Origin of the sequence: Rhizobium sp. FY34, from assembly GCF_005222845.1 — a bacterium.
In the GTDB taxonomy this organism is placed as follows: Bacteria; Pseudomonadota; Alphaproteobacteria; order Rhizobiales; family Rhizobiaceae; genus Neorhizobium.
The window spans coordinates 43,908-65,977 of the sequence record NZ_STFZ01000036.1 but is presented as its reverse complement, the minus strand read 5'-3'; the positions used below and the strand labels follow the sequence as shown (position 1 = coordinate 65,977).

The following is a 22,070-nucleotide window of genomic DNA, read 5'->3' as shown; positions in this document are numbered from 1 at the left end:
CAATGAAACGCATTGATGGCATTGGGGCATTAAAGATCGGAGTAACAGCGGCCTTCGGAAGGCCACTTTCTATCCACACCAGAACCGTTTTCAACGCAGTTCATTCGGCAATGACAATGCAGCCGATGGCAATCCGCAATCGTATTTCGCTAATATGGATATCTGATTCCATGTCCCGCTTCGGAGGCATGAACGCTGCTCAATATCTCATCGCGCAGCAGGTAAGTATCGTCGTCGGACACTATTCCTCAAGCGCCGCAAACGCTGCCCGTGCGCACTACAGGGCGTGCGGCATCCCTCTAATTCTGCCTGCCTCAAGCGACGATAGACTTACAGAACGTCCGGTCGGGCGAGATCGCTGGCCTGATACATTTCGGCTATGCGCGCCCAATAGCCAACTGGCTTCTGCACTCGTGAACGCTATCCACGCCGCAATTGGGAATGGCCGAATTCACTTACTGATCGATGATTCAAGATACGGAAAAATCCTTGGCGCGGCGATTCGACGTGCGATTGATTTTGCCTCTGGCCTAATGTTGGTCACGGACGCGGAAACAGCGGATTGCTGTATTATCGTGGGCCATTTCGAGAGTGTCGTCAATCGGGTCAAGGAACGGTCCGCGATCGTATCTAACGAGCTCATCTTTATTGTGGATGACGGTGTTCATCCAAAAATCGCGGATCTTGTTCCAGCGCGTTGTCGTCACCGACTATTCGGCGTCGCTCCGGCGGCAAAAACACACGACTTGAACGCCAAATCTGACTTTTCGACCGGAGCGCATAATCGGAACGTGGGGCATACACCACCATTTTTCCTGGAGACTGTTGCTGCTGTCGAAATAGCAGTCCGCGCCGTAACAGAAAGAGGTCGCGCGGGACCCAGCCTGTCGAGGGCACTGGCTACTCGCGAATGGAAAACAGCCATGGGCAGGGTATCCTTCTCAATAGATGGCGACAACAAGGAAATCTCGTTCTCCCTGTGGGCATTTCGGGGCGAGAAATTCAGTACGATTGCCGAAATTACAAAATAATCGGTAGACCGGACACGCTGAATTCTCATTTCTAATAAAGGAAGAAGATCGAAATGATGTCGTCGCCGGCGCCTACGAACGCAAATTCCTATTCGAATAGCGAGCAAGAAATCTGGGGCGCCCTTCTTAAAGAGGCATGCCGGCTCAAAACTTGTGAACCCAAGCTCGCCGGTTTCATTGACCGATCGATCCTTGATTTTGGATGCTTTCAGCATGCACTTAGGGCGCAACTGGTTGCCAGGTTCTCTGGCGACACATTGCCCCCGCTTCAGTTAAGTGAGATTGTGGACGAAGCTCACCGCCTCGATTCCCGGCTAGTCCAAGCGGGTGCGGCAGACCTGATGGCCTACAGGAGTCGGAACGCCGCGTTCGGGAATTACCTGTCACCGTTCCTCTATTTCAAGGGATTTCATGCTCTCCAGGCCCAACGCATCAGTAACCATCTATGGGAGCATGCGCAGAGAGATTTAGCCGTCCATTTATATGATCGGATTTGCCAGGTCTCAGGGACCGACATTCATCCGGCAGTCAAGTTTGGGAAAGGAATCTTTATCGACCACGCTATTGGTTTGGTGATTGGTGAGACAGCTGTTGTGGAAGACGACGTCTCTCTGCTTCACAATGTCACCCTCGGCGCTACCGGGAATGACCGTGGCGATCGGCATCCGAAAATTCGGCGAGGAGCGATTGTTGGTGCTGGTGCCATCATTCTCGGCAATATTGATATCGGTTATGGCGCGCGGGTTGGCGCTGGGAGTGTCGTGATCAAGTCTGTAACACCGTACACCACCGTGGTGGGTACCCCGGCCAAGCCAGTTCGGAGGGATTTGGCTTCCAGAGCAGAATGTTCTTCCGGCGCCGACCACGACCAGTTTGATTGGGTGATCTATTGATCCGGCACGGTGATATTTCTACGCGGCATATTTGCAGCGCGGATCGTTGAAGAAGGCTTTGACTTTGTTGGGGTTGGCCGCGAGTTTGCTCATATGGCTTTCCGTTGCTGCCTTGAGTCTGGCCTTGGTCCTGACCGGTACAGCCGAGCCGATGGCGTGTTTGAGATCTGCGTTGAGGCGCTCATCCGGGTTCAGTTTCGGCGAATAGCTCGGCAGATAGAATATTTCGATCTGGTCCTTGCGTGCCTCAAGCCATGCCTTGACCAGTTTCGAGTGATGCGCACGTAGATTGTCGAGGATGAGAAAGATCTTGCGGTCCGCGTCTTTGATGAGTGCTTCAAGGAATTCGATCAGCCGGTCCGCGCCGAAGTTATCTTCAATAATCATCCAGCGGGCTTTGCCCTGATTGGTCACCGTCGAGATCATCGACAGTTTCTGCCGGCTGCCAGGCGCATAGGTGACAGGCGTTTCGCCCTTTGGGGCATAGGAGCGGCCGCGAACATCGGTGTTGACGACTGCCGTCTCGTCTCCCCAATGGATTTCCCCGCCTTCGGCCCGCGCCCGCGCCTCAATCGCCGGATAGGCCTCATCCAGCCAAGCCTTCACCGCCTCTGGCTTTTGTTCATAGGCCCGGCGGATTGGTTTCCGTGGAGAAAAACCCCAGCGCTTGAGATAGTTGCCAACCGCCCGGATCTTCAGCGCAACACCGCATTCTTGCTGGATCAGAATCTGCACAGCACCTCGCGTCCAAAGCGCAAACTCCATCTTCAACTGCTCCAGGCGCTTGTCGCAGATCAGCTTGCGGATATTGGCCTCTTGTTCGACGCTCAGGCTGCGGCCATCCCCAGATGACAGGCCACGTTCCTTTGGCTTTAGGCTGTGCGCACCTCCCGCTTCATAACGATCAATGACCTTGCGAACCGTCGGCCAGGTCAGCCCCGACAATTCAACGATCTTCATCACCTTGTGACCCGCCTTCCAAAGCCGGATCACCTGTCGGCGCCTCTCATGCAAGGCAGAATTCGAGAGCGTGCGTGTATCGGTTTCCATCCCAAATCATAACACTTAACAAGCAAAAATCATAATATATTCGTGCCGGATCTATAATACCCCTTCACCGCTTCATGCCGTGGACTTCATCGAAAAGCCACGTACGAAAAGCCGCAATCTTCGTATTGCTCCGCGCCCCTTCGGGACATACGCAGTAATAGGCAAATTGAGTAGGCCAATCAACGTTCATTGGCTTTATTAAACGGCCGTCAGCAATATGAGTTTCCACTAAAATATCTCGCACCAGTGCAATTCCTTGACCGGCTATCGCGGCTTGTACGAGGGATGTTTCATCGCTGAAGCTTGGACCACGGGAACTGTCGATGTCGGTGGCACCGTTGGCGCGCAACCACAGGGACCAGTCCGTCCTCTCCTCCTCATGCAGCAGCTGAAATCTCGTCAGGTCATCAAAACCCTTTATCCTTCCTCTGCCGCCCAAGAGCCCAGGGCTGCAAACCATGACCATCTCTATTGCGAAAAGGCGCTCACTATAGAGTCCATCGTAGTTACCCAGGCCGTGGCGGATCGCTACATCGACGCGATCTCTATCAAAACGGACCAGCCGTGTAGTCGTGTCGACATGTACATCGATAGTGGGATTTCGCTCCTGAAACCTCCCAAGGCGCGGAACGAGCCACTGGGCGGCAAAGGATGGCATGGTGCTGACGACGATCAAACCTTTTGAGGCATCGTCCGTGACTGCTTTTGTTGCCACGTTAATGATATCGAAGGCGACTTGCACTCGCTGGAGATAGTCAGCTCCTTTCGTCGTGAGCCTTACCATCCGATTCGACCGCTCGAAGAGCTTGGTCCCCAGTGCATCTTCAAGGTTTTTTACGTGCTGACTAATTGCCCCTGGGCTGATGTTGAGAGCCTCGGCCGCGATTTTGAAACTTTCGTATCGGCCGGCCATCACAAAAGCTCGGAGAGACATAAGCGGTGGAACTTTTTTTGGCATATCCGAAATAGTTTTACTAATGTTTGGGTCATGATTTCTGGTTTGCGCGTTCTGCGCAACCATGTTGATAACTGTACAGCATTTTGGGCGACTACGTACACGTGTATAGCTAACTACCGGTTAGCAGACGCGCTCGTCTCACGACCATTATGTCAATTTGACCATTTGAAGATCCACTGGTGGTTCGTCGGCGATAACCCGTGTCGGTGGATGCGCCAACAACGCAAATTGCAGTTCCGGAGTACCACCGAAGCAGAGGGTGCAAATGTCGCGAATATATGATGCCAATTCACAAATCGATTGGGTAGCTTCACGGATAGACCACGGAAAGCGCTTCACCTTATTTGGCAACCGTAACTCGGGTCACTCATATAAGATCGCGCTCATGCTTATGCTCGCGGAGGTTGAGTATGAGTACTTTCACGTAAATCTAGACATCGAGCGTGACGATCGCCCCGACAAGTTTCGACAAATCACAAAGTTCGGCGAAGTTCCAGTGCTATTGCATGGTGAGGTTGCAATATGCCAGTCAAATGCGATCCTCCTCTACCTCGCTCGACTGCTTCATCGTTTTGCCGGAGAAAATGAACGCGATCACTCCGAAATTGAACAGTGGCTATTCTGGGAGGCGAATAGAATAGGTTTTAGCCTTTCCAACCTGCGTCACATCAGAAGGCTTGGCATCGCTGCACCAGAACTGGAAGCTTACTACGAGAGTAGAGCTAGAGACGATCTCGACCGCTTGAATTCAGAGTTCTCGGACGGCAGAAAGGAGTTTCTCATAGGTGATCGCTTCACCATCGCCGATATCGCCTGTTGTGGCTACCTCTTCTTGGCATGGCAAGCAAAACTCGATCTGAACGAATGGGAAGGTGTGGCGAATTGGCTCGCACGCATCCAAACCGTTCGAAGCTGGACGGCCCCGCTGGACTTGATGTCGCCAACATAGCCGAGCCGATGCCGGTACCTTTTCGCCTACAAGAGTTGCATCGCAGGAGGGCAGGAATCGAAATGGAAGAACACGAGACCGCAGGGACCAACAGGGGAGCCCTATCAGGCGCGCTCGAAAACTTTGGCAGAGATTTCCAACGTAGGCATTACGATACTGGTAAGGCCAATAATGTTTACCTCCGCCTGAAGTGGATGCTGATCCACTACAAGTTTCGCCCGGGCCAGCAACTCCACATAGGGGAATTAGTCGAAAAACTGGCAACCAGCGCAACGCCGCTGCGAGAGGCACTAACGCGGCTTCACGCCGAACGACTTGTAACTGCCACACCCAACAAGGGTTTTTTCGCCAAAATCCTGTCGAGCAGGGAGATGCAGTCCTGGTATGAGTTGGCGTTTCTTCTCCTAAAGCAGTCGCTAGAGAGAAAGCCTGTTCTCATGAAACGAGAAGACGAGCTTGTGCTCGTACATGCTCGTGTACATTTGCAGGCGGAATCAAAATGCCATCCTGACCGCAGCGTAAGCAGTTATTGTCATGTTATTGAGACGATTTTTGAGCACATTTCCTATTGGTCTTGTAACGACGTCATTATTGATCACGTCAGGAATTTCAACTCTCAGACCAGATTCGTGAGGGCTATTGACCTTGAGATCCAGGGGAATCTGGAATTTATTGTCGGTGACATGTTGGAACTATTGGAGGAACTTAAGAACAGTAGAGCTGACAAAGCAATTGCTAACCTGAAAAGCCAGTTTACACGAAAAATTGCGCGTTTGGACGACTTAGCTAAAGAGGGAAACGCGCGTTCCCTTGCGTCGGAAAGCTCTCACGTGTTTCTGAGAGATATCAGTCAATGACCTGCTTCCCTAACGGTCGCATCTTGCGGGTTATTTTTCAATAGAAATACTATGCACCCAGCTCCCACCGCCAGCACAATCGAAGTGATCCACACCCAATCATATCCCATCGTGAGATCGAAAATGTAGCCCCCCGAAAAAGCACCCGCGGCGGCGCCGAGAGAGTGGCCTGCCGAAATCATTCCCATCGATAACCCCATAACACGCAAGCCGAGGTGGCTAGCCACTAGACTGGCGGTAACCGGGACAGTCGCGTAGTCGACCGCTCCAAACATCAGTGCAAAGACAACCAGCATTTCATAGTCAGCACCGACGTTGATAAGGACAATAAACGTCACTCCCCGGAGCAGGTATATCGAGCCGAGAAGCACAATTCTGTTCATGCGATCAGCTAACCACCCCGCTCCGATCATACCGAGCATATTGACCGCCGATAGCACGCCATACGCGGTAGCACTTGGAACGGGACCAAAACCGCAGAACGAGGCATAAGGCAAAAGGTGCGTTTCGATGACGCCTGCCGTAGTGAATCCGCAGAGCAAAAAGCTCCAGAAAAGAATGTGAAATGCCGGTTTCCTGATGACAGCGGAGACATCGACCCAAATTGAAGGAGTCGGTTCGCAATCGGAGGGCGCTATCGCAGAATCTCCCTTTTCAGTGAGCGTCCACCATAAAATAGGTATCAGAGCGAGACAACCGATCCCAATTGCGAGGAAGCTCCATCGCCAACTAAACGTCGTCAACACGACAGCAATGAGGGGTACGATAAGAAACTGTCCGCCTGTCGCTCCGGAAGTCGCTATCCCTGTCGCAAGCCCCCTGTTCCGGTCAAAGAGCCGAGCAACTGCGGTGGAGACGATATGGGTTGCAACAATTCCATAGCCAGTCGCAGAAATGGCACTAAAAGCGATGAGAAAGATTATTGCGTTGCTGGTCGACGAGACGATTAGGCATCCAACTCCGACAAGGAAAAGCCCGAGCGCCAACGTCAGCCGCACACCATGTCGATCGATGAAATGTCCTGCGAAGGGAGCAACTGTTGCCATTACCAATAGAGCCGTTGCAGCAGATCCAGAAACGAAACTTCGAGACCAGCCTAGTTCCTGCTCCCAGATTGGCATGACCAGCCCAAGCGTGGCACGGGCAGAAAATGCGAGTGCGAGAGCTAGAAAGCCAAACGTTACAACCAGCCACTGCAGGACTGATGATTTTGATCTATTATGGCTCATGCATGTCTCCGTGTTTGTTCACTCGAAAATTGCTGAAAAGTATTGCGTGGGCAAACGATGAATTTCGCATTCGTGTTTAGCCGTGCTAAATACCAAACCATGCGTATCTCCCTCCCCCTCCTTCAGACGTTCGTTATCGTCGCCCGATCCGGCCGCATGCGGGACGCCGCAGCCAGCATGGCGCTGACGCCGGGCGCGATCAGCCAACGCATCAGGGAGCTGGAAGATTATGTAGGTTATCGCCTGTTCACGCGAACGCAGGCGGGGGTGGAGCTCAACTCCGCAGGAAGATCTCTCTTTAGCGCTGTAGATGGCCCCTTCCAGGCTATTGAGGAGGTGGTCAGAAAGCTGGAAAGCCCCTCCTCAAGGAGGATCAGGATCAGCACGATGGGGTCATTTGCTGCGAATTGGCTTGTGCCTCGTCTTTCGGATTTTTCGCGGCTTCATCCTGATATTGAGATTGCGATGGAAACGGGCAGTCGTGTTGTGGATTTGAAGCGCGAGCCGATCGATGTCGCTATCAGGCATGGGCTCGGTATCTATCCAGGTCTCGAAGTCGCCTGGCTTATGGCCCCCGAGATGATCGTCGTTGCAAGCCCTGAACTGTTGCGTTCAAGATCACCCGTGGTGACTCCGGCCGATTGTCTCGGACTTCCGCTATTGCATGATATGGACCGTGCCGACTGGAGGCTATGGTTCGAGGCTCTGGAAGTAGAAGCGCCTCTTGATCTGAAAGGCCCATCGTTCTCCGACGACCATCTTATGGTCAGGGCGGCCGTGGCCGGTCAGGGGCTTGCACTCGTGCGCAACGTTTACGCAAGTGACGAGGTGCGTTCGGGGAGGCTTGTTTCGCCTATCGATACAAAATGGCCAACACGTTTCGCCTATTATGCCGTCAGCACAGCGGAGGCATTACAGCGACCAAGTGTGCGGCATTTTGTTGAATGGCTTGTCGCGGAAGCCAAACCTCAAGCACAACTGAGCTAAATTACGGCCATACATAGCCCAGTCGGTCTGAACCGCGCCGAGTTTGCCGGAGACCCCAACTCGTGAGAAGTAGGGTCTATGACAAGCAAGACGACAAACAAATTCTCCCCTGAAGTCCGCGCGCGCGCCGTTCGAATGGTGATGGAACATGAAGCCGATCATCCCTCCCGTTGGGCGGCGGTATCATCGATAGCCGCCAAGATCGGTTGCTCGGCGCATACCCTGCATGAATGGGTGAAGAAGGCCGAGGTCGACCGCGGCAAGCGTGCAGGTTTGCCGCGTGACGTGGCGGAGAAGATGAAGGCTCTGGAACGGGAGAACCGCGAACTTCATCAGGCCAACGAGATTTTGCGCAAGGCGTCAGCATATTTTGCGATGGCGGAGCTCGACCGCCCACTGAAGCGATGATTTCCTTCATCGACGAACACCGCTCGGTGCTCGGGGTCGAGCCAATCTGCAGACTGCTGCCGATTGCCCCGTCCACCTATTATGAGGTCGTTGCCAAGCGCACGGATGTGGGGCGCCTGTCGGCCCGCGCCCGGCGCGACATGGCCATGAAGGTCGAGATACGCCGGGTGTTCAACGAGAACTTCCAGGTGTATGGCGTGCGGAAGGTCTGGCGGCAGTTACAGCGAGAAGGCTTCGACATCGCCCGATGCACCGTCGCACGGCTCATGAGAATGAGAATGAGAATGAGAATGATGGGTCTTCAAGGCATCATTCGCGGCAAGCCAGTCAAAACCACTATATCGGACAAGTCTGCTCCATGCCCGCTTGACCGCGTCAATCGCCACTTCAAGGCTCCCGCGCCGAACATGCTGTGGTTATCCGATTTCACCTATGTCGCGACCTGGCAGGGCTTCGTTTACGTGGCCTTCGTGATTGATGCCTTCGCCCGCCGTATCGTCGGTTGGCGGGCAAGCCGGACTGCCCATGCGGGCTTTGTGCTCGATGCCCTCGACCAGGCGCTTCATGATCGGCGGCCCGTCAAACGCGGCGGGCTCATTCACCATTCCGACAGGGGCGTGCAATACGTGTCGATCAAGTATTCCGAGCGGCTGGCGGAGGCAGGCATTGAACCTTCCGTCGGGAGCGTCGGCGATTCCTACGACAACGCTCTCGCCGAAACAATCAACGGCCTATACAAGGCCGAGGTCATCCATCGGAAAGGACCATGGCGAAACTTCGAAGCCGTGGAGTTCGCCACACTCGAATGGGTCGACTGGTTCAACAACCGGCGTCTTCTGGAGCCAATCGGAAACATTCCACCCGCCGAGGCAGAAGAACGATACTACGCCATGCTGGACGCAACGGCCATGGCCGCATAACTTAAACCAAACGGTCTCCGGAAAACTCGGGGCGGTTCAAGGGGAGCCAGGTTGGACCGCCGACACCAGGCAGCAAAATGCTTCCAGTCCGAGGCGTAAGCCTTGCGGGTATTTGCCGAACTCGCCGCCTCGACGTAACCCCTTGCGCGATCGGCGAGGCCTGCGAGATGGGCGGGCGTCTGATCCTCGACGACGAGAGAGGGGAGGGGGCTTTCGCCTGACACCCCCGGCGCGGAAACATCATACCCGGGCGCCGTGCTGAGAGACGGCGCTGAGGTCTCCTCGACGTGAATTTCGGTGTTCTGCTCGATGATTTGGGCCATTCTCTATATAAAGATAAAGATGTCCGATAAAGCAACATTACCGGACGTAAAGGAGTAATGACAGCCTGTGTGGTTTAGGCAGAAATGTGAGCATAATCCGCACCTGTCGACTGCATGCGATTGCATAGATGCACGCTCCGTGCTCACTGCGACGGCTGGCGGCCTTCCCTAGTTCCGCGGCGCTCCTGCGCCAAGCTGCGATCGGGTTTATCTCTGCGGGTGGCGCACACGCCCTCGTTGACAAGATTACGGAACGTCTCAAAATCCTGATCTGTCAGAAGCGCGGCCAGTTCGTCGTGGCGTTATATGGAGGAGCACAGCGGCGATGGTGTCGGGTTCTTTCACGCGCCGCAAGACTGTATCACAGGTTGAATTGGAGGTTGACCGCTTCCGTATCATCGCATTCCTACAGTTCTAGCAGCAGATTTGCAAAAGTTCCGGAAAGCCCGTATATTCCGGAACAAAGGAGATCTGCCATGACGTCGATTGTGACAGCAGCTGCGGTTTCGAAGAATTTCGGTTCTTACCAGGATGCGGCCGTGCGAGAGCCGGTCATCATCACCAAGAACGGCCGGCCGCGCACGGTGCTCATGGCCTATGAGGATTACCTTCGTCTTGCCAAGCGGGACCGTCGTGTCGATCTGACGGCTGCGATCAGTGACGACGAGCTTGCCGGCACCGATGCATCGACTATGGAGACGGGCCTGGATCATCTCAATACTGAACTGCTGATGGAAAAGAATGCTGCCGATTGAACCCAAGGTCGGCTGGGTCTTTCGCTATTCCTATCTCTGGCATTGGCAGCATCTGGACGGAAGGGAGGAGGGGGATAAGGATCGCTACCCCTGGCATTCTTTGAAGAGGTGAAGCGCCGGTTTGTCGAGCTCGCCAGAATCCAACGTCACAAGGCCACCGCTCGAAGCGATTGAGTAGCTCGTCATCCTGTTGCTCGCCTTCAAGCTCCGCCGTCCAGCTCTGATCTTCGCCGTGATGTACTGCGACTTTGAGCCTTCAGAGCCGTCAGATCCATCACGCTCGATAAGGGATACTGACAACCAGGCTTTCGTGGTCTCCGGCCCCACGGTTTCTGATGCAACGACCCGCCATGACGCGCTCGCTATCATCGAGAACTACCGCCTCGACTGCCGCCCACGATGATCGCGCATTTGAACTCACCGTCTGCCGATGCGCCGCGTCCGAAGTTTTGCTGAAGGACCAGCCGTTCCGTAAACCCGCCGTGTTGCTGTCTGGGGGCGAGACCACGGTGACCATCCGGGGCAAGGGCGGCAGGGGTGGACGCAACAGCGAATTTGCGCTTGCCTTTGCGCTCGGCATTGATGGCTGCGCGGTGTCGGCACTGGCCGCCGACACGGATGGGATCGATGGCTCCGGCACCCATGCCGGTGCCTTTGCCGATGGCACGACGGTGCAGCGGTTGCGCGCTGCAGGCCATGACGCACGCCAGGTGCTGGCACGCAATGACAGTTACACGGGTTTCGAAGCGATCGGTGACCTTTTCGTCACCGGCCCGACGGGCACCAATGTCAACGATTTCCGGGCGATCGTGATTGGCTGACGGCGCGCCGAATGGTCAGCCATCCCGTGACGCAGTGATCGGTTCAGGCGGCCAGTAATGCGACCGCCAGAACGTTTGTCAGGGGGTGCCGCGGATCTTCTGAGCCTGTGCCAGCGCACAATCCTCCAGAAGTTCCAACGCACCCAGCGCCTTTTCGCCGGTCACGAAGGGATGCTGGCCACCGGCCGCACGTTCCTTCAGCCTGGCAATATTATCGAGAGCGCCGTCGCGTGTCGGATGATTCGACAGGAAGACATCCACGCCGGCCTCGGCTGCAAGGTCACGGAAGCGTTTGGCCGACTGCGAATATTCTTCAAGCCGTGCCGCGTTCGGGCCGAAGTTCAGCCCGGTGCCGCCCCAGAGGGCGGCCTCATGTTTTTCCGCTCCATCCATCACCGGCAGGATCAGCGAAAGCGTGCCGGGCGTATGGCCGGGGGTCACGTAAAGCTTGAGCGTGGTGTCGCCCAGCGTGATCGTGTCGCCATCCTTGATGGAGACATCGCGCACCGGCGGTTTGCCCCAGCGCGGATTGAAGAACTGCTGGTCGGGCTTTTCAAGCTCCTGCCAATCCTGCTCGCTCATGATGACCTTGGGTTTGTAGGTGTCGACCAGATATTGCTGGCCACCGTAATGGTCGCCATGGGCATGGGTGATGATCAGGTATTTGATGTCTTTGGGATCGAGCCGCAGCTTTTGCAGGCCACCTTCGATATAGCTCTTGGATTCGCGGTCGTTGTTGAGCGCATCGATAACGATCAGCCCCTCGGAGGTCTTCACGACCCAGCTTGTCACGCTTCGCGTGCCGACGAAATAAAGGTTCTCGAAGACCTTCGCCGGTTCGGCGGTCGAGGCGTTTTCAGGCCGCTCGGGGCGCGGCCGCTGCTGTGAGCCATTTGTGCGCTCGGCCGAAGCGGGGCGTTGCCCCGCAGTCATCAACGGTTTGGATAGATCGCAGACATTGGCAAGTCCCGGATAGGCATCGCCCGCTTTCATCCCCTGTTGTGCAAGCGCTTCCGGTGTCTGGGCTGCAGCCATGGCCGGTAGCGGCGCCAGAAGGGAGATCAGGGAGAGTGCGATTTTCTTCATGTCAGTATCCTTGTCCACAAGGTGATGCGTATTTTCCATCGGTGGTTTGATTTTATGGTCGAAGGTCTGAGACAAAAAGCTCGAACTTCGAGTTGATTTCATCTAAAAATCCGATGATGTTCAAATTGCCTTCCACCGAACTGCAGCAATGGGCGGTCCTGCGCGCGGCAGTGCAGGCCGGCAGTTTTGCCAAGGCGGCTCAACAGCTCAACCGCAGCCAGTCCTCCGTCAGTTACGCCATTGCCCGGCTGCAGGAACGGTTGGGTGTGGACCTGCTGCGCCTTGACGGGCGCCGCGCAGTGCTGACGCCGGCGGGCGAGCATCTGCTGGCGGAAGCCACGTCGCTGATCGAGGAAATGTCACGGCTGGAGGAGCGCGGACGCATGTTTGCCAGCGGACGCGAGGCGCGTGTGCGGCTGACCTATGACAGCATTGCCCCGCGCGCCATCATCTTCAAGGGCCTGTCGGCATTCCGCCAGACCGGTGCCTCCGCCGAGATCTTCGTCACGGAACAGGTCCGTCAGTCCCTCGAAGATATCGCGCCGGAGACCTATGATCTGGCGGTCACCTTCTGGGACAATCGGTCCCAATATGCCTTCTTTCTGCAAAATATCGAACTGGTTGCCGTTGCCCGCGTCGATCATCCGCTTCATGCCTACCGGATGCCGCTCACCGACACGCTGCTTTCACGCCACCCGATTGCCATCGTTGCCAATACGGGCGATGCGGCGTCCGGCTCGGCGTTCAAGGGCGAGCATGTTCATGTCAACACGCTGGAAGCGGCTCGTGAGGCGGTGCGCAGCGGTCTTTGCCATGCACGGCTGCCGCGCCATCTGGTCGCCGACGATCTGGCGTCCGGGTGTCTTCGAGAGGTGGAGGTGGCAAACAGAACGCGCCTCGTGCCTCTGGTCCTGACCTTCGGCAACGAAAAGATGGCCGGGCCGATGACACACCTGATCGCCCAGACCCTGAAGGCGGCCTTTGAGACCGCCTGACATGGCTCCTGACATCGGCCCCTGGACATGGTTGACGGTCCGTTCGACCCTGCGGATGCGGGTCCGGCAGATCCTGCCGCCGGTCCCCTGCCTGAATAGCAGACACGACTGATACTCAACCGCCAACACCCTCTATATCCGTTCGATGGCAGAAATGACGGCGGGACCGGATAAATACCATAAACTGCCCCCTATGCATGGTGCTGGCTGGTGTTACTGCTGCGGCAAGGTCCGGCCGTGATAAGGGCAGTGGCAAATCCCGGCAGGCAGGGTTTGACAACAGGCGGGACGGTGGCGATGAGGCGGTTTGATTTTGCGATACGGCTTGTGGCGGCGTTTGCAGCGCTTGCCGTGCTGATCGTCGCGCAGGGGCTTTTGAACCGCCAGATCGCGACCGAAGCGCAGCAGCAGGTTGTGCGTGGACGTTTCGCCGGCGATCTCGTCTCAGGACTGCTGGAATCGTCCGCCACCAAGCAGAGGCTGCGGGCTTGGTCGCTGCGCGCCTTGATCGGTGCAGCACATGAGGATGGAGAGATGCTGCGCGCGCAGATGGGCTCAACGCTCGAGCAACTCGATAAGATCAATGGTCAATCTCGCGAGCTTGATTATCTTGCCGGTGCATCCACCAATGACGAGGATGATCTGGATGAGGTGCAGCATCTTCATTCCGGCAGCGTCACGGCGCTGAAACGGCCATCGCGGAGCGGTTCCTCGCGATGCTGATTGGCACCTGGGGCAGTGCCTGAAACGTGCCAATTGCGTTTCATGCAATTTCTAACGGTTCTAAAACATCCCCGTTGAAGCCTTCCAAGTGGGACCCTATTAGCTGACTTAACTAGTCAACATTATGGGGTGGTGCGGATGACGAGGCCGATTTCAGGGCATGCCGGGCGGCGGATGGGGCGTTGCTCGGGTCGAGGTGTCGGGCGCGCTTCGGTGGTTTTAAGTGCGGTCCTTTCGCTCGCGTCTACCGCCGCGCAGGCCCAGGAACAGGGTACTGGCGAGGAAGAGGGGATTGTGCTGGATACGGTTTTTATCCTCTCGGCCGAACAGCAGTTGAAGCAGATGCCCGGCGTGTCGACCATCACGGCAAGCGACCTGGAGCAGCGGCCCGTGACCAACGACATCTCGGAAATCATCCGCCGGATGCCCGGCGCCAACCTGACCGGCACCAGCGCATCCGGGCAGCGCGGCAACCAGCGCCAGATCGACCTGCGCGGCATGGGGCCGGAAAACACGCTGATCCTGATCGACGGCAAGCCGGTGCTGTCGCGCAACTCGGTGCGCATGGGGCGCGGCGGGGAGCGGGATTCGCGCGGTGACAGCAACTGGGTTCCGGCGGAAGCCATAGAGCGCATCGAGGTCATCCGTGGACCGGCCGCAGCCCGCTACGGGTCGGGCGCGGCCGGCGGTGTCGTCAACATCATCACGAAGAAGCCGGAGACGCTTTCTGGCTCCGCCTCGACCTACGTGAACGTTCCGCAGGACTCCAAGGAAGGCCACACCGTTCGCGGCAACTTCCTGGTAGGCGGACCAATCAACGAAACGACCTCCTTCCGTCTGATGGGCAACTACAGCCGAACCCAGAACGACGCGGCGGACATCAATGCCGCAGCTTCCGCCGCAGCACAGGCAAACCCGCCGGCGGGGCGCGAGGGCGTCGTCAACCGGGACATTCGCGGTGTCCTCACCTTCGAACCGACTGATGACCACGCCATCGACATCGAGGCCGCCTATAGCCGCCAGGGCAACCTTTTTGCAGGAGATTCTCAGAACGCTGCGACCGGCGCGAATGCGGCCCGCCTGTCTTCGCTGGTGGGGGAGGAAACCAACAGCCTGAAACGCGGGTCGCTTGCGGCCACCCATCGCGGCACCTACGATTTCGGCGAATCGACCAGCTACATCCAGTGGGAGCGCACGCGCAACACCCGCCTTGCGGAAACGCTGGCCGGCGGCAGCGAGGGCTCGATTTCCGGTGACCTCACCAATAGCACCATTGAGCTCGACACATTGACGGCCAAAAGCGAATGGATCCTGCCGCTCGATACCCTCTTCGAGCAGAAGCTGACGATCGGCACGGAGTATCGCGGCGAATGGATGCATGATCCGGTCTCTGCGGCTCAGCCAGGCTCCAGCAGCGTTTCCTATCCGACAATTCCGGCCATCCCCCGCAACCTCGACCCCGACAGCAGCGACTGGTTGATCGGCCTTTATGCCGAAGATAACATTTCCGTTACCGACGACTTCACGTTGACGCCTGGACTTCGGTTCGATCAGCACAGCGCCTTCGGCTCGAACTTAAGCCCAAGCCTCAACGCGTCCTACACCGTCACAGAGACCATTATTTTGAAGGCCGGCATCGCAAGGGCCTTCAAGGCGCCGAACCTCTTTCAGCAGAACCCCGAATATATCCTGTTTTCAAACGGCAATGGTTGCGCCGTGAGAACCACCGGCGGCTGCTACATCATCGGCAACGAAAACCTTGAGCCGGAAACCAGCATCAACAAGGAGATTGGTATCTCCTACAACGACGACCTCGGCTGGAATGCGGGTCTCACCTATTTTCATAACGATTACCGCAACCGGATTTCGCCCTCGACCATCGCCGTCGCAGGCTTGAGCACCGCGGCCGTCAACGTCTACCAGTGGGATAACGTGCCCGAGGCCGTCGTCTCCGGCCTGGAAGGCAATGTGTCCGTGCCCCTGCATGAAAAGCTGACCTGGGCGACTAACTTCACCTATATGATCCAGTCGGAAAACAAGAGCGACGGCCAGCCGCTGTCGCTGGTGCCGGACTATACGATCAACACTTCGCTCGAATGGAAGGCGCGCGAGGATGTCACGCTGATCCTGTCTGCCACCCATTACGGTGAAACGCAGTCGCCCACCGCACGATCCTTCAATGGTTCCGTGGTCGACAACCCGGAACCCCGCAAACCCTATACGCTGGTCAATCTTGGCGCTTCCTACGAGATAAACGAGACCTATCGCATGACGGCTGGCATAAACAACGTCTTCAACGAGCGCGTCTATCGCGAAGGCAGCGGCAATAATGCAGGGGCAAACACCTACAACGAGCCCGGCCGCTCCTTCTACGTCTCGCTTGCAGCCCGTTTTTGATCGCAGCGCCGACCCGGGCACTCCTCCCTAGCACTCGCTCCGCACAGGCGGAAAACGGTACCGTTGCGGCGTGACCTGAAGGTCAGCCGTGGCGGTCGCGTTTCTGCCAGAGGTGAACCGCATGCTCCAGTGCGGACTCGAAGGACACGGCCCGGTCCTTTGCCAAGCAGAGCAGGGCGGCAGCGGCGGTTTTGACGATCGTTGCCTCGGCATATTCGTCCCGGGCAGCACCGGTCCACACGGCCCGCCAATATTCCCGCTGTGACAGGATCGGCGGTGTCGCAATCTGGCTGACGTCGCGCTGGGCCGGGACGATCACATCCTCGGACTGCCCCTCTACGATGCGATAGAGCGGCGTCGCTTTCAGCGGGGTGAACTGTGCAAAATCGCGCACCGATCCCAGGATCGTCACATCCTCTTCTCCGAGCTGCCGTGCGACATCTCGATAAAGATCCCGTCGCGACATCTGGGCTGCGCCCAGCACGATGCAGGGTGCTGCCATCGGGTTGACGAGGTGGGGCAAGGCATGAACCGGTGTGCGCGTTTCAAACAGTGGATAAAGGCCAAGCAGGCTCTGCATCTGCGGCAAGAGCGCCCCGATCGGCACATAGGCCAGGTTGGTCTGCGAAAGCGCCTGCGCCGCCTCGGCCACCGATAGGCATACCCGGATACCGGCATCGGCGGCGGCAAGCTCCAGTTTGCCGCTTTCCTCGCCATTGCCGAAAAAGCCGTGGATCAGCACCTTGTGCCCGCCGGAGGCGACGAGCCGTGCGGCGTGAATGAACCAGGGGGGATGACGCCAGCTCGCCGACACATAGGCCGGCCAGTCGAGATCGGGACGCCCGATTGCGTCCGGCACCGGCGGGATACGGCCCCGGATCGCCTGAACGAAACCTGCAAGCTCTGCCGTCGTGACGCCGCGATATTGAATCGTCATAAGCAGCGCGCCGACCTGGACGGGATCTGCCTCGCCGCTCAGGACGATGGCGAAGGCATCGCGGGCCTCCTCTGTAGTCATTGGACGGCTCTTGCCCGGGCCCGGCGACGTGATCGCGATGTATTTTGCCAGCCGGCGTTGCGGCGCGGCGTTGTCACCGATGGAGGCGATCCTTCTGGCAAGGATTGCCGGTGTCGGCGAAGCGTCGAGCCGGTCGCTGCGGGTGGCCGCGAGCGGCGCCATGGGCATCTGTGTCCTGCCCGTCCAGCCGTCCCCAAGGGTCCCGGCACTGGCGGTAAGGGCCGCCCCATCCTTCAGCATCAGCGCTTCCGTTTCCGTCACCAGGGTGCGGATCCGCTGGCGGATGGACTCGGCAAACGGCGTCGGCGACATACCGCGGCCGGTGCGGATGAAGATGCGGTCGCCGTAGATCTCCCGCAACTCGCCAAGCATCCGGCTCATCGAGGATGTCTGAAGGCCCAGTGTCGCAGCAGCGCGGCTGACGCTTGCTTCTCGCAGCAGTGCGTCCAGCGCCACCAGGAGGCGCAGTTGTTGAAAGCGCACGGCCTCGTCCCTCGTCGCGCTGGTTACTGGGGCACCTTCTTCCTTCGCCACCGTCATCTCTCCCGAAGCCTTTTGCGCATGGAGCAAATTAGAAGGAGTCAAAAACTTCTTCATTGACCTGATGCTGTCCAGTTACATATCTGACCGCAAAACTCAACTTATGCTTTGTCCCGTCGGCCATTCGCGCCTGCGATCGAGGCGGCAAAGGGGACGTCATGCGACATCACAGGTGTTTCTCCATCGCGGCACTCGCGGGCGCTTTCCTTGCGACCGTCGGGGCAGCGCCGACAATGGCCGAACCGCTGAAGATCACCCATGCGCAGGGCGTAACGGAGCTTGCCGTACCGCCGAAAACGGTGCTGACCTTCGATCTCTCGGCGCTCGATACGCTTGCCGCACTCGGCGTCGATGTGGCCGGCGTGCCTGAGGCCAACATGCCGAAATCACTGTCGCAGTTTAAGGACAAGCCAAAGATCGGTTCTCTCTTCGAGCCGGATTATGAAGCGGTCAATGCCTTGCAGCCGGATTTGGTCATCGTGGCAGGGCGGGCGGCGCCGAAATATGCGGAACTCGCCGCCATCGCCCCGACGATTGATCTGACCACCGATCCCAAGTCCTTCATGAAAAGTGCGGTGGGCAATGTCCGCAAGCTTGGAGAGATTTTCGGCAAGCAGGCCGAGGCGGACGCGGCACTGGCCCGCCTGGAATCCTCGACTGCTGCCCTGCGCACTGAGGCGTCATCTTCCGGCAAGGCGATGCTGGTGCTGACGACAGGCGGCAAGATGAGCACCTATGGCCGCGGCTCCCGCTTCGGCGTGCTGTTTACCGATTACGGTTTCCAGCCGGCCGATGAACAGATTGCCGCCGGCAACCATGGTCAGCCGGTTTCCTTCGAATATATTCTTGAGAAGAACCCCGACTGGCTTTTTGTCATCGACCGCGACGGCGCCATCGGCGAGCAGGGGGCTTCGGCTTCCAAGCTTCTCGACAACGACATCGTTCGCCAGGCGGCGGCCTGGCAGAAAGGTCATGTCGTTTACCTCGACGCCGCATCCTGGTACCTCGTCGGTGCCGGTTTGTCCTCGCTCCAGTCTTCGGTGGATCAGATCACAGCGGCGCTTGCCCGAAAATGAAACCGTGCCCGCTGGCCTTGACCGGATGGTGCGTCGGATCGATTGGTCCAGCCAAACCACTTTCAGAACGGACGTCTTCGTGTTGCCACGCCTGACCGCGATCCTCGTGCTGATGGGCATCCTGATTGGCGTGCTGGGGGTGGTGAGCCTCTTTGTCGGCGTCAGCGCCATTTCGCCTCTCTCAATTCTAACTGGCAACATCAGCGAGGCCCAGTGGCTGGTGCTGAGCGCAAGCCGCTTGCCGCGCACGCTCGCTCTCGTCTTTGCGGGGTCGAGCATGGCGGTGGCCGGCACCATTATGCAGATGCTGGCGCGCAACCGCTTCGTTGAGCCCTCTACCGTGGGAACGGTGGAATCGGCAGCCCTTGGCATGCTTGTCGTCCTGCTGGTTGCGCCGGACATGCCTGTTCTGGCGAAGATGCTGGTTGCGGCGGGCTTTTCGCTGGCCGGCACGACGATATTCCTGCTCATCCTGCGTCAGATTCCGTTGCGTTCGGTTCTGATGGTGCCGCTGGTCGGCATCATGCTCGGCGGTATCATCAGCGCTGTGACGGCATTCTTCGCCTATCGCTTCGACATGATGCAGAGCATGGGGGCCTGGGTGAGTGGCGATTTTTCTACCATTCTGCGAGGACGCTACGAAACACTCTGGGGCGCGCTGGGACTGGCAATCATGGCCTATGTCGCTGCCGACCGCTTCACACTTGCCGGTATGGGGGAAGCCTTCGCGCAGAATGTCGGGCTGAACTACCGGCGTGTGCTGGCGTTTGGACTGGTGATCGTCTCGCTGGTCACCGCATCGGTTGTCGTCACCGCGGGCATGGTGCCGTTCGTCGGTCTCATCGTTCCCAATCTGGTGAGCATGGCGATGGGAGACAATCTGCGGCACAGTCTTCCCGTCACAGCGCTTGCCGGTGCCGGTCTCGTGCTTGCCTGCGACATATTCGGCCGGGTCATCATCGCGCCCTATGAAGTGCCTGTCGGCACTGTGCTCGGCATCCTCGGCAGCATCGTCTTGCTGGCGATGGTCTTGAGAAAGAACGCCCGTGTCGCCTGACCAGAGACTGAGATCCACCCGGTTCATTCTCGGCTTGCTGCTGGCAGCAGCGCTGGCGGGTTGCCTGGTTTTCCTGACCTATGGTGCTCGCGGCAACTGGTCCTTCATCCTGACGTTTCGCGGCACGAAGCTTTTGGCGCTCACTTTGGTCGCTTATGCCGTTGCCGTTTCGACCGTCATCTTCCAGACGATTACCAACAACCGCATCCTGACGCCGTCAATCATGGGCTTCGATGCTCTCTTCGGTTTCCTCCAGACGCTGCTTGTCTTCCTGCTCGGCGCCAATGTCGTCGCCGGCATCGATGCGCGGCTCCTGTTTGCTGTCGAGGTATCGGTGATGGTCGGCTTCTCGCTGCTGCTGTTCCGTTTCCTGTTCTCCGACAGGCTACGCAGCCTGCATCTTTTGCTGCTGGTGGGCATATTCTTCGGCATCCTCTTTCGTAGTGCTGCCGGTTTCCTGCAGAGGATCATCGACCCCAGCGATTTCGTCGTCCTGCAGGACAGGCTGTTTGCCAGTTTCAACACGATCGATCCGACGCTTCTCGGGATATCCTCAGGTCTGATCCTGGCGGCGAGTCTCTTTGCCCTTCCGCTTCTGCATCGGTTGGATGTCATGGCGCTGGGGCGTGAGGCTGCGATATCGCTCGGTGTTGATCACCGGCGAACATCGATCCTGATGCTGTCGCTCTGCGTGGTGCTCGTCTCCGTTTCCACGGCGCTGGTCGGCCCCGTCACCTTCTTTGGGCTTCTGGTGGCAAACCTCGCCTATCTACTGATGCCAGTCGCGACCCATCGGCATGTGCTGCCGGCCGCTATCCTCATTGCCTTCACAGCGCTCGTGTTCGGACAGACAGTCCTCGAGCGCGCGCTAGGTTACAACACAGCGCTTGCCATCGTGATCGAATTCGCGGGCGGGCTGTTCTTCATCCTCTATCTGAGCAAGGGGCCTGCGCGATGATCGAGATCGTCAGTCTCAGCAAGGCCTATGGCGCCAGCACGGTTTTGGACGATGTCAGTCTGACGCTTGCTAAAGGCGGGTTGACGGCGATCATCGGGCCGAACGGCGCGGGCAAGTCCACCCTCCTGTCGATCATCGCGCGCCTGATGCTGCCTGACGCTGGCACGGTTCATCTCGACGGGCTTGATGTTTTCCAGACGAGAGGCGAGATGCTCGCAAGGCGGCTCTCGATCCTCAGGCAGGACAACCACATGGCCGCGCGGCTGACCGTCGGAGATCTTGTCGCCTTCGGTCGCTATCCCTACTCCAAGGGGCGGCTGACAATCGCAGACAAGACAAAGATCGACAAAGCACTGGACTATCTGAAGCTCAGTCCCCTAGCCGATCGTTATCTCGACGAGCTGTCGGGCGGTCAGCGGCAGCGCGCCTTCGTCGCCATGATCCTGTGTCAGGACACCGATTTCATGCTGTTCGATGAGCCGCTCAACAACCTCGATATACCACACAGCGTCGCCATGATGTCGCTGCTGAAACAAGCCAGCCGCGATCTGGGCAAAACCGTCGTCGTTGTCCTGCACGACATCAATTTCGCATCCTGTTATGCCGATCACATCGTTGCCATGCGTGACGGCCGTGTCTTCCGGCAGGGGAGCGTGAACGACATTATTGAGGCCGAAATGCTAGGTGAAATCTACCAGAGCCCGTTCAAGGTGCACGATCTGGATGGGCAGCGGATCGCGACATTCTACTGAGTGAGACATCTTGCGGCACGGTTTGCTGTGTCACCTCCAGGGCTATTTAGTAATGCGACAGTCGGGCCAGTTAGAGATGCGACAGTCTCGCCTCTTGATGCACTGGTCAATGCCAATGTCGGGAGCAAGGATGACGACTTTGAGCTTGGTCGAGACCATGAGCGGTCGGAGTCGTCATGTCCTTTTTGATCACCATGTCGCAGAAAGAATTGCATCGGGCTTGTCGCAAAGATTTTAACAGGCCGCAATTATCCCCTGAACGGGGTGGATTTCAGACTTTGTTAACT

Annotated in this window: 19 protein-coding genes, 3 pseudogenes and 1 other annotated feature; of the genes and pseudogenes, 16 read left to right on the top strand and 6 right to left on the bottom strand. The window is 57.6% G+C overall.

The window, feature by feature from the left end; all coding sequences use genetic code 11:
* The first annotated feature begins 2 nt into the window (after window positions 1-2).
* Window positions 3-1,031 (top strand): ABC transporter substrate-binding protein, encoded by a 1,029-nt coding sequence (locus tag E8M77_RS21505; RefSeq protein ID WP_137132665.1) that lies wholly within the window; start codon window positions 3-5, stop codon window positions 1,029-1,031.
* Window positions 1,032-1,084: 53 nt separating this feature from the next.
* Window positions 1,085-1,924, top strand: coding sequence for a serine O-acetyltransferase EpsC (gene epsC / locus E8M77_RS21500; RefSeq protein WP_205910509.1), 840 nt, complete (start codon window positions 1,085-1,087; stop codon window positions 1,922-1,924).
* Window positions 1,925-1,942: 18 nt separating this feature from the next.
* Here epsC and E8M77_RS21495 read toward each other — a convergent pair whose 3' ends face one another.
* Entirely contained in the window at window positions 1,943-2,974 is a 1,032-nt protein-coding gene (locus E8M77_RS21495) for an IS630 family transposase (RefSeq protein WP_137132664.1), read from the bottom strand.
* Between the two features lie 64 nt (window positions 2,975-3,038).
* The gene (gene gcvA, locus E8M77_RS21490; protein WP_137132663.1) at window positions 3,039-3,995 is read right to left on the bottom strand and encodes a transcriptional regulator GcvA; all 957 of its coding nucleotides are present in this window, start codon (window positions 3,993-3,995) and stop codon (window positions 3,039-3,041) included.
* Window positions 3,996-4,197: 202 nt separating this feature from the next.
* Here gcvA and E8M77_RS21485 point away from each other — a divergent pair, with 202 nt between their 5' ends.
* Together E8M77_RS21485 and E8M77_RS21480 are read left to right on the top strand one after the other, a co-directional pair.
* Window positions 4,198-4,881 (top strand): glutathione S-transferase family protein, encoded by a 684-nt coding sequence (locus tag E8M77_RS21485; protein ID WP_137132662.1) that lies wholly within the window; start codon window positions 4,198-4,200, stop codon window positions 4,879-4,881.
* A gap of 62 nt (window positions 4,882-4,943) precedes the next feature.
* Window positions 4,944-5,738 carry a GntR family transcriptional regulator gene (locus E8M77_RS21480; protein ID WP_170975963.1) on the top strand — a complete coding sequence of 265 codons (795 nt, stop codon included), beginning with the start codon at window positions 4,944-4,946 and terminating at the stop codon, window positions 5,736-5,738.
* Here E8M77_RS21480 and E8M77_RS21475 read toward each other — a convergent pair.
* Window positions 5,732-6,967 carry an MFS transporter gene (locus E8M77_RS21475; RefSeq protein ID WP_137132660.1) on the bottom strand — a complete coding sequence of 412 codons (1,236 nt, stop codon included), beginning with the start codon at window positions 6,965-6,967 and terminating at the stop codon, window positions 5,732-5,734. The genes E8M77_RS21480 and E8M77_RS21475 overlap by 7 nt on opposite strands.
* A 57-nt stretch (window positions 6,968-7,024) precedes the next feature.
* On the opposite strand from E8M77_RS21475, the gene E8M77_RS21470 reads away from it, so the two are divergent.
* Both E8M77_RS21470 and E8M77_RS21465 read left to right on the top strand, forming a co-directional pair.
* On the top strand, window positions 7,025-7,954 hold the full coding sequence (locus E8M77_RS21470) for a LysR substrate-binding domain-containing protein (RefSeq protein WP_246659358.1): 930 nt from the start codon (window positions 7,025-7,027) through the stop codon (window positions 7,952-7,954).
* Between the two features lie 78 nt (window positions 7,955-8,032).
* A protein-coding gene (locus E8M77_RS21465; protein ID WP_246659357.1) for an IS3 family transposase occupies window positions 8,033-9,282 on the top strand; the annotation gives its coding sequence in 2 pieces (ribosomal slippage) (window positions 8,033-8,324 and window positions 8,324-9,282; 1,251 coding nt in all).
* Window positions 8,317-8,433: a sequence feature (AL1L pseudoknot), on the top strand. It overlaps the preceding gene by 117 nt.
* A 32-nt stretch (window positions 9,283-9,314) precedes the next feature.
* Here the strand turns inward: E8M77_RS21465 and E8M77_RS24315 are convergent.
* Window positions 9,315-9,605: pseudogene (locus E8M77_RS24315) on the bottom strand (integrase); the annotation flags it as partial.
* A gap of 476 nt (window positions 9,606-10,081) precedes the next feature.
* On the opposite strand from E8M77_RS24315, the gene E8M77_RS21450 reads away from it, so the two are divergent.
* The 3 genes and pseudogenes from E8M77_RS21450 to E8M77_RS21440 form a co-directional block, all read left to right on the top strand.
* Entirely contained in the window at window positions 10,082-10,360 is a 279-nt protein-coding gene (locus E8M77_RS21450; protein WP_137132658.1) for a type II toxin-antitoxin system Phd/YefM family antitoxin, read from the top strand.
* Window positions 10,347-10,445: pseudogene (locus E8M77_RS24485) on the top strand (plasmid maintenance toxin (PemK-like)); the annotation flags it as partial. The gene E8M77_RS21450 and the pseudogene E8M77_RS24485, both read left to right, overlap by 14 nt.
* Window positions 10,446-10,655: 210 nt before the next feature.
* Window positions 10,656-11,181, top strand: a pseudogene (locus E8M77_RS21440) (MOFRL family protein); the annotation flags it as partial.
* Window positions 11,182-11,259: 78 nt separating this feature from the next.
* Here E8M77_RS21440 and E8M77_RS21435 read toward each other — a convergent pair.
* Complete coding sequence (locus E8M77_RS21435) at window positions 11,260-12,267, bottom strand: MBL fold metallo-hydrolase (RefSeq protein ID WP_137132657.1); 1,008 nt, start codon at window positions 12,265-12,267, stop codon at window positions 11,260-11,262.
* Between the two features lie 116 nt (window positions 12,268-12,383).
* Between E8M77_RS21435 and E8M77_RS21430 the strand changes: the two genes are divergently transcribed.
* The 3 genes from E8M77_RS21430 to E8M77_RS21420 all read left to right on the top strand — a co-directional run bounded on the left by E8M77_RS21430 (window position 12,384) and on the right by E8M77_RS21420 (window position 16,382).
* Window positions 12,384-13,262 carry a LysR family transcriptional regulator gene (locus tag E8M77_RS21430; RefSeq protein WP_170975962.1) on the top strand — a complete coding sequence of 293 codons (879 nt, stop codon included), beginning with the start codon at window positions 12,384-12,386 and terminating at the stop codon, window positions 13,260-13,262.
* 297 nt (window positions 13,263-13,559) lie between these two features.
* A complete protein-coding gene (locus E8M77_RS21425; RefSeq protein WP_137132655.1) occupies window positions 13,560-13,985 on the top strand; it encodes a hypothetical protein in 426 nt (141 codons plus the stop codon).
* A gap of 138 nt (window positions 13,986-14,123) precedes the next feature.
* Window positions 14,124-16,382 carry a FepA family TonB-dependent siderophore receptor gene (locus tag E8M77_RS21420; RefSeq protein ID WP_205910508.1) on the top strand — a complete coding sequence of 753 codons (2,259 nt, stop codon included), beginning with the start codon at window positions 14,124-14,126 and terminating at the stop codon, window positions 16,380-16,382.
* Between the two features lie 82 nt (window positions 16,383-16,464).
* Here the strand turns inward: E8M77_RS21420 and E8M77_RS21415 are convergent, their stop codons facing one another.
* Window positions 16,465-17,997, bottom strand: coding sequence for a glycosyl transferase family protein (locus tag E8M77_RS21415; protein ID WP_246659356.1), 1,533 nt, complete (start codon window positions 17,995-17,997; stop codon window positions 16,465-16,467).
* Between the two features lie 101 nt (window positions 17,998-18,098).
* Here E8M77_RS21415 and E8M77_RS21410 point away from each other — a divergent pair, with 101 nt between their 5' ends.
* The 4 genes from E8M77_RS21410 to E8M77_RS21395 all read left to right on the top strand — a co-directional run bounded on the left by E8M77_RS21410 (window position 18,099) and on the right by E8M77_RS21395 (window position 21,783).
* On the top strand, window positions 18,099-19,016 hold the full coding sequence (locus tag E8M77_RS21410) for a siderophore ABC transporter substrate-binding protein (RefSeq protein WP_137132654.1): 918 nt from the start codon (window positions 18,099-18,101) through the stop codon (window positions 19,014-19,016).
* Between the two features lie 112 nt (window positions 19,017-19,128).
* On the top strand, window positions 19,129-20,073 hold the full coding sequence (locus tag E8M77_RS21405; RefSeq protein ID WP_170975979.1) for an ABC transporter permease: 945 nt from the start codon (window positions 19,129-19,131) through the stop codon (window positions 20,071-20,073).
* Window positions 20,074-20,080: 7 nt separating this feature from the next.
* Window positions 20,081-21,031 carry an iron chelate uptake ABC transporter family permease subunit gene (locus E8M77_RS21400; protein ID WP_170975980.1) on the top strand — a complete coding sequence of 317 codons (951 nt, stop codon included), beginning with the start codon at window positions 20,081-20,083 and terminating at the stop codon, window positions 21,029-21,031.
* Window positions 21,028-21,783 (top strand): ATP-binding cassette domain-containing protein, encoded by a 756-nt coding sequence (locus E8M77_RS21395; RefSeq protein WP_137132652.1) that lies wholly within the window; start codon window positions 21,028-21,030, stop codon window positions 21,781-21,783. The genes E8M77_RS21400 and E8M77_RS21395 overlap by 4 nt, the downstream gene beginning before the upstream one ends.
* Window positions 21,784-22,070 lie beyond the last annotated feature (287 nt).